Genomic DNA, 16,216 nt, shown 5'->3' with positions numbered 1-16,216 from the left:
TGAAGCATAACAACAAGATGTACTACTTAAAAATTTAAAAGGTCTGCGCCGCTTAACGCTCCGTATTTCTGAGCTCTGCTTCTATCAATTCAATCAACGGAACCAGCCTGGTATTTACACGCTCCATTCGCCGGTTAAGCGAGTAGGCAAAAGTCAGTTCCTGGTTGGCTAAGCTCAAAAACTCATCCGACTTCATTTTTTGGAGCGCACGCTCGTAATCTTTCCGATCGGGTTGATATTGTTCCTGAGGATTGTATGGAATCATGGAATTCACAAAAGTGGCGTACTCGCTACGCAAGTTATCCATGTAGGTAATTGTTGTACTAATCGCTGTGTAATACTGGATGATCTGTAACTGCAAATCCTTGTTACTAATCAGCTTCAGGTTTCCGGTACTGATAATATCCTTGTAAGTACTCGACTCTTCAAAAACAGCTGCACGACTCAGTTTTCCACCTTTACCAATGGAGGAAAAGAAAGTTGCAGTGTCATCAATTTCAACGCCGTACTTCGCATACTTCCGGGCTAATTCCAATCCTTTTTCCTTTTCAGGATAATCTTTCGTCCAATATACATTTAGAAACACCGAGTCGCTTTGCATTTCTCCCAAAAAATGTTCGAGGTATTCCCGCTCCTTAAGTTGATCGATACGGTTCGAATTCCAATTGTTGATTTGCAGTGCGATTAAAATCCCGATTACTACCAGCAGGATTTCGCCCACTGCATAACGCATGTATTTTGCCACCCGGTTTTCGGCGGCCAGTTTGTAACGCATTTTTGAGAAGAAACGGAGCATGATTTATTTGTTTCGGTAATGTTCGAACCAACTTAAAATAGAAGCCACTTTATACGCCATTCCACTTGGTTTGCTGGTAATCCCGTGCGAGGCACCCGGAATGCGAACCATGGCCGTTTCCACTTCCTGTAGTTTCAGTGCCATGTAATACTGTTCCGATTCGGGCATTGGCGTACGGTGATCTTCTTCACCGGTGAGCACCATAGTTGGCGTTTTTACATTTCCCACCAGCGAGAGAGGTGAACGTCGGAAATATTCTTCCGGAATTACCCATGGTTTGTCGCCAAAAACATACTTGGTAGCCCAGATTGCCAGGTCGGCGTACAAGGCTTCGCTTGCCCAATTGATAACCGGTTTGGCCGAAACAGCTGCCTTAAAACGATCGGTTTTACCCACGATCCAGGCGGTTAGCACTCCGCCACCGCTACCTCCGGTTACAAACAAGTTATCCGTATCGATGTAACCACGGTCGATAACGGCATCAACGCCTGACATCAAATCGTCGTAATCGTTTCCCGGGTAATTGTGGTGAATGGCATTTCCAAAAGTTTCGCCATAACCGGTACTTCCGCGTGGATTGGAATAGAGCACCACATAACCGGCAGCTGCGAACAATTGTATTTCGGCTGTAAATGAACTACCGTACATCGTCCACGGCCCACCATGAATTTCGAGAATCAGCGGGTATTTTTTATTCGGATCAAAATCGGGTGGTGTAACAATCCAGCCTTGTATTTTTTGCCCATCGTACGACGATTCCCACCAGATCTCTTCTACATTACCCACTTCGCGGAAGGCAAAAAGGTCGTCATTCAGGTTGGTTAATTGTTGTGATTTCCCGTTGGCAAAAACACCCAAATCAGAAGGATGATCAACAGCGCCAATCGTATAGGCAAAACTTCCGTTGTTCGAAACACTAAAACCTCCGGCATTGTACGGACGCCCCAGCGAAAGTCCGCCAACGCCTTCAACCAGGGTTTCAACTTTTCCTGAAAGGTTTACAGAGGCAATCTTGTTATCGCCCTCATCGCCATACAAAAAGTACAATCCTTTGCTATCATTTTTCCAAATTACATTTTCTACATCGCGATCAAGATCAGCAGTCAATATTTTTGGATCCGAACCATCAGCGTTCGTTACATAAAGTGCTGCTACCTGGTAGCCCTGAAAACGGTCATCAAAACCAGTGTAGGCAATTTTTTTCCCATCGGGAGAAACAGCCGATAAATCATCGGGACCAAAGCGGGTGGTAAGAGCTGTAATTTCGCCACTTTCGAGACTAAGGCTGTACACTTCTGAATTATATGGAACCAGTTCATGGTCCTCGTGAAGATTGGCGGAAAAGTAAAGTTTTGTTCCATCGGCGGCCCAACTCGGAGAGCTATGATCGTGTGCGGAAGTCGTCCACTGGCGCGGGGTGCCTCCATCCATTCCAATGGTAAAGATCTGTCGATTACCGGGTTTCAGAAAACCGCGGCCATCAGCTTTGTAATACATTTCGTCGATATACACCGGAGGCTCGGCCCATTTTGCACCTTCGGGTTTAGCTGGAAGATCGAGCAGCGATTTCTTTTTTGATGGTACGAACATAGTAAAAGCCAGCTGACTATCGTCGGGTGACCACTGAAACTGCCCCGGCGTTTGGCTGGTGTTGGTAAGCGCCACCATCTGTCGCGAATCGAGGTACATCACATACAATTTCATTTTATTATCCTGCCGGTTCGAAAGGAAAGCAACTTTGGTGCCGTCGTGCGACCACTGCGGACTCACATCGTTTTGATTTCCCTGGGTTAACGGACGCGGATTACTACCGTCAGCATTTACGATCCACAGGTTATTGTATTTCCTGTCGGTCATAATGTCCATAAAAGCACGTTGGTAAATAATTTTACTACCGTCGGGCGAGATCTGTGCATCGGCAACCATTTCCATGTCGAAAATGTCGTTGATCTGTAGCGGAGTTTTTAAACTGTTTTGCGAGAACGCTGTAGAGCACACTGCCACAAAAAGCAAGGCGAAAACAAAAAATAATGTAGGTTTTTTCATGAGGTGATGTTTTATAAATTTTGTTTTGAAGAACTGTTCTTTTGTTGTTAAGTAAAGATCGATGGCGTGAATTGACTCTGATGATTCTTCAATTATCGCTTCTGCCCAGTTTGTTATCGGCAGCCAGTTTATAGCGCATTTTTGAGAAAAATAGGAGCATAAAATTTCCTTTATCTTTTCATCTGTTTCTTGATATATTTTTCCAGCGATTCTTTCACTTTTTCTGATTCGTTTATTATAAACTCAATACGATTCCGAGCATTTTTGTAGGTATTTGAGTACAACTTTATGCCATTAAGAAAGTCTTGATTATGAAAGGGATCTTTAATTTCTACCCTTCTAACAATGGATGCTTCTCCATTTGGCTTAACCTCAACACCGCTAATCCAGAATTTATCAAGAAGCTCTTTAGCTTTATTTGCCGGTTGCTTATATTCAAAATCAATCATAGAATTTATTCTCGGATACAGGAAATCATATAAGCGTGCCAGCTCCGCTCGAATCGCATCATCTGTTATCTTATCCAATCCCACAGATTTTAACGACTCGTAAGTTCCCGGATCATAACCAAATCTTATTCCCATGGAAAGATAGGGCAAGTATTTTTGAAGCGAATCCGCAGAACTCTCATTTTTACCCATTAAACGATAAAGGTTTGATACCCCAAATTCCATGGAATCGATACGACCTAATAACATGTAGTAAATCCCTAGATCGTTATCAAGCGATACCAATAAATCACTTATTATTTTATGTTCGTAGATATGAATTTTTCTCTGCTCGTTCCAGTTGTTAATCTGCAGTGCAATCACAATCCCAATTACAACCAGCAGAATTTCGCCAACGGCATAACGCATGTATTTTACTACACGGTTTTCGGTAGCCAATTTGTAGCGCATTTTTGAGAAGAATCGGAGCATGATCTTGAGTTAAGTTTCAACTAATAACTTTAACAACTGCTTAAATGTTCAGTAACAACCTAAATACCAGCGAATAAAAACAGCCAGACAAAGACTTCAAACCTGCAGGATTTATGTTACGTTTTAATCCTCCTGTTTATCAAGTAACAAAAATCCGTTTCTTACCGGATAATACACCTTCTCACAATCGTCTCCCACTTGAATATAGTCCTCGTCATCCATTGAGATTATTCTACGGAATCCAGGTTTTATCCTCGTTAAAAGATTCTCGTTGTTTTCTCTGTTAATTTTGTGTAAGACTACTTCTTTGGAAGATGGGTTATAAACAATAAATATATTCCTGAAACCAATAAAGTCCGGTTCAACCAGATTTGCTGAATCGCAATCGAAACGCTTAAACGGAACTAATCCCCTGCCAGTAAGAAAAGTGCCAAAGTCGGCGTTACTTTTGCCTTTGTGCTGCAGGTTCCACAGTAACACAAGCGATAAATTCCGGATGGTTGAAGCACCATAGAAATTTTCATTTAGCTGAAAATTTAAATAGTGAATGACCTTATTTCTGAAAATTTGATTGTTTTGTATGTAGTCCTCTCTTTTTGCATTTGCGATACTATCTGTATCATAAAACCACGGCAACTCATCCGAAAATTCTTTAAATCGTTGAAGACTCAGCTCAGTGGCTTTCGTTTCCCAGACCTGTCGTTGTACAATGTCCTCTTTTAGCATTTTAGCAAAAAAAAGAGCCGATTTATCATCAGGCAATAACCTTTTTTCAAGCGCAATAAAATCATTTAAGTTCTCTGTTTCCAGTTCTTGTACATAGGTGTCAAAAATTCCAAACTTACCATAGAAAGAACCAAAACCATACTTAAGGTCTCGAAGCGTTTTGTGCGTTTCAATTTCATTTAGCACATCGCTAAGTTCATAGCCCACATTCAATAAATAATTGGTTGAAAAAATATTGTTTTCCAACTCTTGTTCCAACGACTTCTTTGTTTCTTCAATATCGTTTTGAATTTTTCGCTGCTCATTCCAGTTATTCACCTGAAGCGCCATCAAAATCCCGATCATCACCAGCAGAATTTCGCCAATGGCATAGCGCATGTATCTGCCAAGTTTGTTTTCGGCGGCCAGTTTGTAGCGCATTTTTGAGAAGAAACGGAGCATAAATCAATTGTTTTTAGTTTCAGGAATTCCCAACTCAGCATTTATCAACCGTAGGCAATTTTCCATGTTATCCTTTGCTTCCTGAATTCGGTATCTTGCACCGCCTACATATGTTGCAGTCTGAATTAAAAGCGGTTCATATTCTGCTCTGAGCCAGAATTCTTCATATTTGCTGGTTTTGCGTATTTCGATGTTACTCCCCTCTTTAAGCGCTTTCGATATAAAAAGCATGTTAAAATATTCGCGCTGTTTGTCCCAGATTTTATTATTAATTGCCAATGCTGAAGTAGTCCATGGAAGCGAAAAATCATAAAGTTGTGCCAGTGAGTTGCGTATTGAATCATTCGAGATCTTATCCATTCCTGATGATTTTATGGCTTCGTAGGGACCTGAATTATAATAGAATAAATACCCTCTATCAAGGATATACATCTTACTGATCAAAGAATCGGGAACCGGTAAATTTTTCAGGTGTAGTTCAAGTAAGATCGTATTAAATGAATCGGTTTTTGCCAAACGCTCATTCACCAGGTAATTAAAAAAATCTAAATCGTGAACTAATGCATTTCTGCTTTCGGTCAGCATTTTTATTTCATAACGATGTGCTTTTTCCTTTTCGTTCCAGTTGTTAATCTGCAGTGCAATCACAATCCCTATTACCACCAGCAGAATTTCGCCCACAGCGTAGCGCATGTATTTTGCTACACGGTTTTCGGCAGCCAGTTTGTAGCGCATTTTTGAGAAGAATCGGATCATATTTAGTTTATCTGGAGTTGATAATTTCGGAATTAACAGGAGTTGCAGCTGTAATCGTTTGCAGAACCACGCAATACCTTTCAGTTAGTTTTAACAGCGTTTTTTGTTGTTCCTCATCGGCATCGCAATCCAGTTCGAACGATAAGCAGATATTTCGAAATCCCACCGGCACTTCTTTCGATACGGCCAGTGTTCCTTTAAAATCAAGGTCGCCTTCGGCTTTTACCGTTCCGTTTTTGAGTTCTATTCCTATTGCTGTAGCTACCGAACTGAGTGTAACTCCGGCACAGGAAACCAGGGCTTCCAGCAATAAATCGCCCGAACAAGCCAACGACCCGTCGCCGCCCGTAGCAGGATGAAGTCCGGCTTCCGAAATTGCCCTGCCCGTTTCCACTTTACACGAAATTCCTTCTCCAATTTTACCTTCCGCCTGAAGCGTAACAACTGCAGAATCAGGTTCGTTTCGGTATTTTTCTTTCAGGGGTGCCTGTATTGATCTTAGTTCTTCCGAATTCATAACTACCGAGTTGTTGGTTACTTTGATTGGAGAAAAATCTTATATGCAAGACAAATTAGTCTTAATAATAACCATCGGCAGGTTCTTTTGTTTAACCAACTGTATAAAAGGAAGTTTCACAAATAGCAGAGACACTAAAGACTTGTAAATCTTCAACAAGTGTTGCAGGTTAGCTTATATTTGGTGGTTGTTATTTCACCCGTACATATTTTTCCATTCGGTAGTTCTGTTTGTCGTAACTCCAGTCGACGTTTACCGGGTTAATCTGTATTAAGGTGTCACCTTTAAACTCAATGAGCAACCGTTCGTCAACTCCCATGTAATCCTTCGACACGTGAAAATCGATGTGTTCGGTATAATGATTGCCGTCGAGGGTGTACGTTCCGTTGCCATAATTCGGATTGGTTGTGCCGTCGGCGATAAACTCACCAACAAACAAAAAGTACTCTCCCGACCAGCTTTTGAGTTGCTCTCCATCGGCATTTCCGGGAACGGTCCACGCTACTTTCCCGTCAACTATACTTTTATATTCAACCATTTTCCAGGTTCCTTCGAGCTTGTTTACAGGAGCAGAACAAGAGAAAAGAAGGACGGTAACAAAAAGCAGAATGAGTTTTTTCATGATTTCTGATTTTTAGTGAATTGTTGGTTTTGCGTAAAAAAAGGTAATCAGCTGTTGTCATTCGGTTTTCCACAAATTACCGATCAACCGGAATGGGGTATACTTTTTTACAATCGTTTCATGCTTCGATTTTGTGGTAAAATACGGATGTGGAAAAATACAGTATGAGGAGTACGGGCACCGAGAACTGTTTTGTCACTAAAATCCGCCCCGGATAGTAGCCTTTTGCAAAACAGCAGGGGAGTGACTTAAATGTCGTTTTAGTACCTGCGTATTATGGTGGCAACATTTTCGTCCAATTTTTAACGGAACAAAAAGTTACGAAAAAACAGGAAGATACGCAAGAGCACTCCCGCTTTGCTGAACATTATTTTCCGAGAAATGAAGCTTAATCTGGCAAAGAATTTTTTTGATCAGAACAATATGCATTCGATTTCGTTTAAGTAAGTCCGGTGGTGCAAATAGCCACTGTTATTATAACTAAATTTATGCAAGCAGCTACAGCCGAACCTATATCGGTTTCCAATAACAATTCCACCCCATCCATCCCGTTTTCTCAATTTATAGAAAACCTGAAAGAAAAAATGAAACAGGTTTTTCACGTACGGGCAGACATCGATCAATTAAGTTTAAAACGCGGTCTTCCTCCGTTTGTAATGCGCGAAATTATGTCGGTCAACCCGCTGTCGGTGGGTATACCAACAAAATATGGCGGACGCGGTGGAGTGATGAAAGAAAACATTGGTTTGCTGGCTGCCGCATCGTACGAATCGCTGGCACTGTCGCTAACCTTTGGAATTAACTCGGCCTTGTTCCTGCAGCCTTTTGGCAAGTTCGGTCAGGAGGAAGTAAAGGCACCGGTCTTTAATCGTTTTTTAAACGACAAAGCCATGGGCGGATTGATGATTACCGAACCGGACTATGGCAGCGATGCGTTGAACATGCAAACCTCGTACACCGAGTCGGAATCAAAATTCCACATGAAAGGTAAAAAACACTGGGCGGGACTAACCGGCTGGGCCGATTTCTGGTTACTCTCGGCACGTCAAAAATCAAAATCGGATAAACTACAGCGCGACATCGATTTCTTTTTGTGCGATGTAACCGCTCCCGGACAAAATATTGTGGTAGAAGAGTTTTTCGAAAACCTTGGTTTGTACGCCATTCCGTACGGACGAAACCGTATTGATGTACAGCTGCCACAAACGCATAAACTGATACCCGAAACAACAGGTGTTAAAATGATGCTCGATTTGTTACACCGCAGCCGAATGCAGTTTCCGGGAATGGCAATGGGCTTTATTCAGCGCATGCTTGATGAAGCTTTAAATCACTGTAAAGAGCGATTGGTTGGTGGAAAAAGTCTCTTTAACTACGACCGTGTGCAGCATCGTTTATCGAAACTGCAGGCATCGTACACTATTTGTTCGGCCATGTGTGCCAACAGCAGCGAAAAAGCAGGTCTGGACGTCGACTTGTCGGGACAGGGAATGGAAGCCAACGCGGTAAAAAGTGTGATTACCGACCTGATGCAAGAAGCAGCACAATCAGTGGTGCAACTGGTGGGTGCAAAAGCGTATAAACTCAACCACATTGCCGGACGCGGGACTGCCGACAGTCGCCCGTTTCAGATTTTCGAAGGATCGAATGATATTCTTTATGCGCAAATTTCGGAAGGGCTGGTAAAAATGATGAAACGCGCCAAAGATCGTAACTTGTTTCAGTTTCTGAAAGGATATGACCTGACCGATAAAGCCGTGCATTTTGTAAAAAGCCAGGTCGATTTTAATCTCGATCTTCAGCTACCACAACGCAAGTTAGTTGAAATGGGTAAGATCATTGGCCGTGTAATTTCGCTGAACCACGTATTAGCCCTCTCGGAAAAAGGTTTTAACAAAGACCTGATTGATGGCAGCGTGGCCTTCCTGCAACAGGAAATTACCAAACTGATGTCGACCTTCAATTTTAAAAACGAAGAAAAAGTGGTTGACGGCTACGACGAAAACACCTCGTGGCTGAACTTTGTGGCGGGATAAAAAAGGTAATCTGCTGTTAACCATTTCGTACCTACGGCACTAGACATATTCCGCATCTACGATGCTACCGCTGTTTCGTCCCTCCGGGACTGCACCTCGTATGCGGGTGTTGGAGGCTTTTATCGTCCTTACGTCCCTTAGGGACTTTGATTAAAATATACATTGGAAACTTATACCTCTTAAAAGTCCCGTCGGGACGCTATATTGGTAGAGAAATAAGAATCGCATCCATGAAGTCCCGGAGGGACGAGATCTCGGTAGAAACAAATTTTATAGCCAAATAAAAGTGCAGTAGGTACGGAACAATTAACCGACATTTCGTAATTTTATAAACATCAAACACAAATGTTATGGCAAACACATACACCCAAATTCATGTTCAGGCCGTCTTTTCTGTTCAAAACCGATTATGCGCAATTCGCCCCGAATGGGAAAACGATTTGTACCGTTACATTACAGGAATTATCCAAAACAATGGACATAAATTGCTGGCGATAAACGGAATGCCAGATCACGTTCATATCCTGTTTGGCTTGGAGACCTAACCAGTCTCTTTCGTCGTTGATTCAGGATGTAAAAGCCAATTCATCCAAATGGATCAATCAGAACGATTTTATTTCGGGGAGATTCTCTTGGCAAGAGGGATTTGGTGCCTTTTCATATAGCAAATCACATATTAGCAGAATAGCAGATTATATTGAGAACCAGAAAGAGCATCATAAAAACAGATCGTTTACCGAAGAGTATATACAGTTTTTAGAGGATTTTGATGTTCCGTTTGATGAACGGTATATTTTTAAACCAGTATAACCTTGTTTTTGTGTCGTACCTACGGCACTACCGGGATTGCGCATCTACGATGCTACCGCTATTTCGTCCCGATGGGACTACACTTCTCCCATAGATGCCTGTTCTTTTACCCACCTTTCGTCCCTACAGGACTGTTAACTTTATCACAGAAATCCTACTACAATATCAAATTGTTAACTCAAAACAGTTTTTAAATTACATTTTGACATCATACAGAGAAATATAACGATTATTGTCAATTAATACAGAGATAATAATTTCGTTTTATCAATCAACTAATTAAATAAACATGTCAAAAGAAAGAGTATTTGAGTTTTTGGATAAAGGTGCTGATGACCGTCAGTTTCGTATCAAATACGACAACTGCTTCTCGATGGAAGAATTTTGTAAACTGGCCGCGGAAGACGGATTCGAGTTTTCTGTGGATGATTTAAAAGCTGCGTTACGCGAAAACGGCGACGATTTTGATTCCTACGGTAATCCTCCTAAAAAGGGTATTTGGGTGTAAGAATTGCTTTGGTCGCTTAACACGCTCGCAGTGACATGAAAATTTAAGCGGAAGGCAGCGGACAACAAGCAAAATACCTCACCACAATTCACCGCTGCCCGCTGTCTGATAGTACAAAATGCGAATGTCATTGTGATTCGTCGGCTGACGGAGAAGCAATCACATAACCAAAATCGAACTTCTACCAATGGCTGCCAGTGTCTTTGGATAGAAGAGCAAGCTTTTCGTAAACATTTCTACTTTTGCAGCCTTTATATAGGTTATGCGAATTTTTAAAAATTTAAACCCACAGGAAAAGCTCACTTTAAGGCTGCATCTTTTTTACTCCGGTATTGAAGGAATAGCTGCAGGTGCCTTACTGCTTACGGAGTTTATTTTTATTAAGTCACTAAAAGGCAGCAATGTACAGCTGGCCTTTTTGTTTCAGTTTAACATGGTGGTGTTTTTGTTTGCTATGGTGGCCAACGAAATTCTGCGTCGTTACACCAACCGTAAAATCCTGTTGCGCAGTATTGCCATCATTTCGAAATTGCCACTGGTAGGCCTGGCCTTTTTCCCCGATGTAAGTCACCAGAAAGGACTTCCACCCATTTATCACACCTTTTTCCTGGCCATATTTCTGTTGTATTTTATGTCGCGGATTGTAGCTATCCCCTCCGTAAATCAGTATTTAAAAGGGAATTACCGGCACGAGAATTTCGGGCGACTGTTTAGCTATTCCGTTACCTTACAAAAAGTAGCCATGCTGCTTTCTACTTTCGTTGCCGGACTATTGCTCGACTGGAATCCCAATTCCTATAAAGTATTTTACCCCATTGTTGGCATCCTGGCTATTGTCTCTATTTTCCAGCTCACTAAAATAAAGTTTGTTCAGAAAGAAGAGGTCATCGACACGCCCATGTGGAAATCGTTACACCAGTCGTTTATACGGATCTTTCAGATTCTGAAACACAACCGGGCATTCCGGCACCTTGAAATGGGTTTTATGTTGTACGGTTTTGCCTGGATGAGTACGCATGCTGTAATTACCATTTTTTACGAACGCGCCCTGCATTTAAACTATTCGAGCGTTGCCTTTTATAACAATGCTTACAACATTATTGCCATTGCCTTTTTGCCCTCTTTTGGTAAGATTATTGGCAAACGCGATCCCCGGCGTTTTGGTCTCATCACTTATGGATCGCTGGTGCTGTTTATCCTGTTTACCGCGCTAACCGAGTACTACAACGGATACACCGAAGTGTTTGGCATAAAAATATATTACATGCTGATGGTGGCCGTTTTCTTTAACGGATTGTTTATGGGAAGTATGCCTATTTTGTGGGGCATTGGCAGCAGTTATTTCTGTCAGCCCGACGAAGCTGCCGACTACCAGAGTGTTCACCTGTTTTTAACCGGACTGCGTGCTTTGCTGGCCCCGGTTATTGGTATAAAACTATACGAATGGGCCGGTTACAGCTATACCTACTCTACCGGTATTGTATTGCTGTTTTTCGCTATTATTCTGATGATCTGGTCGGAGAAGCGGGTGCCGAGATAGGAGAGATTGCTTCGTCGTTCCTCCTCGCAAAGACGTCCGGCTAAACGTTAAAATGCCGCGGACGATTGTTTTATTCATCTAATCATGATTCATTCCCGTCCGCGGCACTATATATTCTGTAATACTTGTCATTGCGAGCCTGATGAGTAAAACGAATCGGGAGACGCAATCTGTATACCCCTCGTTACAAACGAGGGGCAGAAGTGCAGAAGTAATTTTATCTATTAACGCCGTGCCCGTGGATCCGGCGCAATTTTAATCTCGTATTCCTTTGGAGGAACAGCATTCTTCAGGTTGGTGATAAAATAATCCCAGCGACGACGCATAATGTAGTAACTGTCGGCGCCGTAACCGTGACGGGCATTGGGCAGAATGATCATATCAAAATCCTTGTTGGCTTTTATCAGCTCATCCACCACCAGATAAGTATTGTACGGAGGTACATTATCATCCATTCCACCGTGAATGATCAGGAACTTGCCTTTTAGGTTTTTGGCATATACCTGGTTGGCCTGATCCTCGTAATTCGATACGCCGTTTTCGTCGAAGGTTTCCAGTCCGTTGTATCGTTCGCCCCAATCGTCCTCGTAATTGCGGTTATCGTGGTTACCCGATTCTGAAATTCCCACTTTAAAGAAATCAGGATATTTAAACATGGCAGAAGCTGTTGCAAAACCACCTCCTGAGTGTCCCCAGATACCAACTTTGTCGAGGTCAAGAAATCCATAGCGTTCTGACAACTGTTCCAAACCTGAGATCTGATCGGGAAGTGTGTTCTCGGCCATATTTCCGTATGATGCATCGTGGAATGATTTTGAGCGGTTTGGATTGCCACTTCCTTCCAGTAACACCACCACAAAACCTAACTCAGCAAGTGCCTGGTTATCTCTTCGTGATGCACTGAAACTCCACGATCCCACGCTTCCTCCCTGTGGTCCGGGATAAATGTATACGATAACAGGATATTTCTTTGTTTTATCCATGTTCGATGGCGTGAATAGCAAGCCATACAAATCCCATTTTTTGTTAGCCGATTTCACCGAAAATACTTCCGGTGCTTTCCATCCCGTTGCTTCCAAACGCGAAACATCGGTTTTTTCTAGCGTTGAGATCAGTTTTCCTTTAGCACTTCTTACTACGGTAACTCCCGGAACATCGGGTTGCGAATAAGTATCGGTAAAATATTTTCCATCGGGAGAAAAGCTTACCGAGTGGTCGCCTTCTTCAGGAGTCAGTAAAGTCAGGTTCTTGCCGCTGAAATCAACCCGGTAGAGGTAGCGAAAATATGGATTTACACCGGCTTCCTTTCCACCGGCAATAAAATAGATTTGCCGCTTTTCCTCATCATAACGAAGCACTTGACGTACCACAAAATCACCTGTTGTGATCGGATTTTTTAATTCGCCGCTGGTAGCATCGTAAAGGTAGAGGTGGCCCCAGTCGGTGCGTTCGGAATACCAGATAATCTCGTTGGTGGCAGAAAAATACCTCCAGTTTATGGTTCCTTGTCCCGATTCATATTGCGTGTCTACTATCTCATCAAAAATGTCCTGCACCTCTCCGGTTTCGCAATCAGCAATTCGCACATACTCCTCTTTATGGTCGCGTGATGTAGAGGCAAACACCAGCTTTTTACTGTCGTCGCTCCAGCTTACATCGTCGAAACCACCTTCGCACGAAATGTCGTCGCACTGCGAACCACGGCGTGCATCGCTTGCCATTTTCAGGCGTACCAGTCCGTCGTCTTTTGTGATATCGATAATCACCCGATAGATACGAATGATATCCTCATCGCCGGGAATCGGGTATTTCCATGCCGATAATTCGGGTGCGCCCACTTTTGTCTTCACCAGGTACATGTCGCTTACATGACGCTGATCCTGCTGAAATGTGGCTATTTTCTTCGAATCGGGTGACCAGCTGAGAATGGGACGCTCGCTCTTTTTCCATCCGGCATTATCGGTTGCATAACCAAAATTTTCCACCCCGTCGGTTGTGAGGGCTTTTTCCTCGCCTGTCTCCACTTCGCGAATCCACAGGTTCCAGTCGCGGATAAACGCCTTGTATTTTCCGTCGGGAGAAGTAACCTCTTTGCTGTAAAACCGCATTCTTCCTGACGGTGCATTTCCTTCCTCGCCAAGCAACTCTTTTCGCGAAGACGCAGTTTTCATTTCCTTACTTTCCGGATCGAAAAGCTTGTATTCCGCTTTGTCTTCCGACATACACGAGTACCATAAACGGCCATCGGGTAACCACTGCGGACGGATGTTATTATCTACAAAACGCGTAAGGTTTGTTCCCATCGTAGCAGCGGCACGATCGTAATCGGCGGCCGTATAAACTTCCTGGGCGGCCGACCAGCCAGACACAAACAGCAAGAGGGTAAGGATTGGAAAAATTCTTTTAATCATAAATTTTTAATTTTTAACGAGATACCCGGCATGATCAATAAGTCAGCAAAATCTATTTTTTGACCAACGGAAAATAGATCGCTCTGAGTTATTTCAAACAAATTGACCGGCCACCTTGCATTTTAATTACATATTGAAACCAAATCTATAATAAAAACAACATTTAGTAGCCTGTTGCGGGGAAAAAGCTTTGCGGATTTCTAAAATTAAAGGAAAAGGTGGACAAAAATCATATTGTTGAAGAGATTACTTCGGTCGCTCCACTCCCTCGTAATGACATAGCCTTTTAGATATAAACTGCCGCGGACGACTGACTTCTTCATCCCGGCATGATTCACTCCCGTCCGCGGCGGAATATATTTATAAGAGTTTGTCATTGCGATCCCGATGAGTAAAACAAATCGGGAGAAGCAATCTGTTACATCACCGAAAAGAAATTCGTGCCACAGAAGGAAAAGATTACTTCGGGAGCTCCACTCCCTCGTAATGACATAGCCTTTTAGATATAAACTGCCGCGGACGATATACTTACTCATACCGGCATGACTCACTCCCCGTCCGCGGCGGAATATATTTATAAGAGTTTGTCATTGCGATCCCGATGAGTAAGACGAATCGGGAGAAGCAATCTATCCTTCAGTTGAGGTTTTCAACAAAATAAACACTTCCTGATTCTTTATTATTTCGTGAACATTTTGTGATACTTAAGGTCGTTCTTTGCAGAAGAAATGATTAAAACAACAACCATGAAAAAGATGAAAACTTATGCAATTCTACTGTTTGCCCTTGGTTTGTTCACCATGGCATGCAACGACGACAATACCATGTCGGGAGATGTTTATACGAATGTAATGGCCAGCCAGGTAAAAACGGAGCTGGTCGACGACGTATCTCTTAGCCCTTACGAAGCCATATTCGATGTATCACCGGTGTACAGCGCAGGGCATTTGCCATTTGCTACCAACTCGAATGGTGTTGATGGTTTGGAAACAATGCTGGGCACACTGGATAAAACCAAAAGTTATTTAGTGTATTGCCACAGCGACGCTCCCTCCATTGCAGGTGCCGAACTGCTGATTGAAAACGGTTTTACAAAAGTGTATCGTTTGCAGGGCAATTACGCGGCATGGGACGCTATTTCGTTTGTGGATATTATGGCAAGCGAGGCAAAATCAAAAATCGATGCCGCTGGTTTTGAAGCCATTTTCGATGTGTCGCCACACTACGACGAACAGCATATTCCGGGGGCAACCAATGCCAACGCCGGTGCCGGAGGAACCGATTTAGCCACACTTATAGCCAGCATGGACAAAACAAAAACCTACCTCGTGTATTGTCATGCCGACGCACCTTCTATGGCCGGAGCACAACTGATGGAAGATGCCGGTTTTGAAAACGTATTCCGGCTGGAAGGTAATTTTGGTGCCTGGACCGATGCCGATTACGATGTGGAAACATCTGCTACCTATATGGACATAATGGCCAGCCAGGTGAAAATGGAGCTGGTCGACGACGTAGCTATTAGCCCTTACGAAGCCATATTCGATGTTTCGCCGGTGTACAGCGCTGGGCATTTGCCATTTGCCACCAACTCGAATGGTGTTGATGGTTTGGAAACAATGCTGGGCACACTGGATAAAACCAAAAGTTATTTAGTGTATTGCCACAGCGATGCTCCCTCCATTGCAGGTGCCGAATTGCTAATCGAAAACGGTTTTACAAAAGTATATCGTTTACAGGGCAATTACGCAGCATGGGACGATGTCTCGTTTGTGGATATTACAGCAAGCGAGGCAAAATCAAAAATTGATGCTGCTGATTTTGAGGCCATTTTCGATGTGTCGCCACACTACGACGAACAGCATATACCGGGAGCAACCAATGCCAACGCCGGTGCCGGAGGAACCGATCTAGCCACACTGATAGCGAGCATGGACAAAACAAAAACCTACCTGGTGTATTGCCATGCCGACGGCCCTTCTATGGCAGGAGCACAACTGATGGAAGATGCCGGGTTTAAAAACGTATTCCGACTGGAAGGCAATTTTGGCGCCTGGACAGACGCCGGTTATACAACCGAATAACTA

At 43.0% G+C, this 16,216-nt stretch carries 14 protein-coding genes; 6 read left to right on the top strand and 8 right to left on the bottom strand.

The features are described from left to right. Nucleotides 1-52 precede the first annotated feature (52 nt). From SLH46_RS01750 to SLH46_RS01720, 7 genes are all read right to left on the bottom strand, one after another. A complete protein-coding gene (locus tag SLH46_RS01750) occupies nucleotides 53-796 on the bottom strand; it encodes a hypothetical protein (RefSeq protein ID WP_320279418.1) in 744 nt (247 codons plus the stop codon). A gap of 3 nt (nucleotides 797-799) precedes the next feature. Further along, nucleotides 800-2,842, bottom strand: coding sequence for a S9 family peptidase (locus tag SLH46_RS01745; protein WP_320279417.1), 2,043 nt, complete (start codon nucleotides 2,840-2,842; stop codon nucleotides 800-802). 170 nt (nucleotides 2,843-3,012) lie between these two features. Further along, nucleotides 3,013-3,762: a DUF6090 family protein gene (locus SLH46_RS01740; RefSeq protein ID WP_320279416.1), complete on the bottom strand. Its 750-nt coding sequence runs from the start codon at nucleotides 3,760-3,762 to the stop codon at nucleotides 3,013-3,015. A gap of 123 nt (nucleotides 3,763-3,885) precedes the next feature. Beyond that, on the bottom strand, nucleotides 3,886-4,929 hold the full coding sequence (locus SLH46_RS01735) for a DUF6090 family protein (RefSeq protein ID WP_320279415.1): 1,044 nt from the start codon (nucleotides 4,927-4,929) through the stop codon (nucleotides 3,886-3,888). 3 nt (nucleotides 4,930-4,932) lie between these two features. After that, nucleotides 4,933-5,685 carry a DUF6090 family protein gene (locus tag SLH46_RS01730; RefSeq protein ID WP_320279414.1) on the bottom strand — a complete coding sequence of 251 codons (753 nt, stop codon included), beginning with the start codon at nucleotides 5,683-5,685 and terminating at the stop codon, nucleotides 4,933-4,935. Nucleotides 5,686-5,692: 7 nt separating this feature from the next. Beyond that, nucleotides 5,693-6,202, bottom strand: a complete 510-nt coding sequence (locus SLH46_RS01725) for an OsmC family protein (RefSeq protein WP_320279413.1) — start codon at nucleotides 6,200-6,202, stop codon at nucleotides 5,693-5,695. A 190-nt stretch (nucleotides 6,203-6,392) separates the two neighbouring features. After that, nucleotides 6,393-6,824 (bottom strand): hypothetical protein, encoded by a 432-nt coding sequence (locus SLH46_RS01720; protein ID WP_320279412.1) that lies wholly within the window; start codon nucleotides 6,822-6,824, stop codon nucleotides 6,393-6,395. Nucleotides 6,825-7,312: 488 nt separating this feature from the next. On the opposite strand from SLH46_RS01720, the gene SLH46_RS01715 reads away from it, so the two are divergent. From SLH46_RS01715 to SLH46_RS01695, 5 genes are all read left to right on the top strand, one after another. Continuing rightward, nucleotides 7,313-8,860: an acyl-CoA dehydrogenase family protein gene (locus SLH46_RS01715; protein WP_320279411.1), complete on the top strand. Its 1,548-nt coding sequence runs from the start codon at nucleotides 7,313-7,315 to the stop codon at nucleotides 8,858-8,860. Between the two features lie 350 nt (nucleotides 8,861-9,210). Beyond that, a complete protein-coding gene (locus tag SLH46_RS01710; protein WP_320279410.1) occupies nucleotides 9,211-9,405 on the top strand; it encodes a transposase in 195 nt (64 codons plus the stop codon). Further along, nucleotides 9,389-9,670, top strand: coding sequence for a transposase (locus tag SLH46_RS01705; RefSeq protein WP_320279409.1), 282 nt, complete (start codon nucleotides 9,389-9,391; stop codon nucleotides 9,668-9,670). Before SLH46_RS01710 ends, SLH46_RS01705 begins: the two co-directional genes overlap by 17 nt. Nucleotides 9,671-9,959: 289 nt before the next feature. Further along, the gene (locus tag SLH46_RS01700) at nucleotides 9,960-10,178 is read left to right on the top strand and encodes a Nif11-like leader peptide family natural product precursor (protein WP_320279408.1); all 219 of its coding nucleotides are present in this window, start codon (nucleotides 9,960-9,962) and stop codon (nucleotides 10,176-10,178) included. A 262-nt stretch (nucleotides 10,179-10,440) separates the two neighbouring features. Further along, nucleotides 10,441-11,718 carry an MFS transporter gene (locus SLH46_RS01695; protein WP_320279407.1) on the top strand — a complete coding sequence of 426 codons (1,278 nt, stop codon included), beginning with the start codon at nucleotides 10,441-10,443 and terminating at the stop codon, nucleotides 11,716-11,718. A gap of 224 nt (nucleotides 11,719-11,942) precedes the next feature. Here the strand turns inward: SLH46_RS01695 and SLH46_RS01690 are convergent, their stop codons facing one another. Next, nucleotides 11,943-14,129: a DPP IV N-terminal domain-containing protein gene (locus SLH46_RS01690; RefSeq protein WP_320279406.1), complete on the bottom strand. Its 2,187-nt coding sequence runs from the start codon at nucleotides 14,127-14,129 to the stop codon at nucleotides 11,943-11,945. 746 nt (nucleotides 14,130-14,875) lie between these two features. Between SLH46_RS01690 and SLH46_RS01685 the strand changes: the two genes are divergently transcribed. Further along, a complete protein-coding gene (locus SLH46_RS01685; protein WP_320279405.1) occupies nucleotides 14,876-16,213 on the top strand; it encodes a rhodanese-like domain-containing protein in 1,338 nt (445 codons plus the stop codon). Nucleotides 16,214-16,216 lie beyond the last annotated feature (3 nt).

It is taken from the genome of Draconibacterium sp. IB214405 (genome assembly GCF_033963885.1).
GTDB lineage: Bacteria > Bacteroidota > Bacteroidia > Bacteroidales > Prolixibacteraceae > Draconibacterium.
Note: the sequence above shows the minus strand (reverse complement) of the source record. Positions and strands in the feature narration are given on the sequence as shown.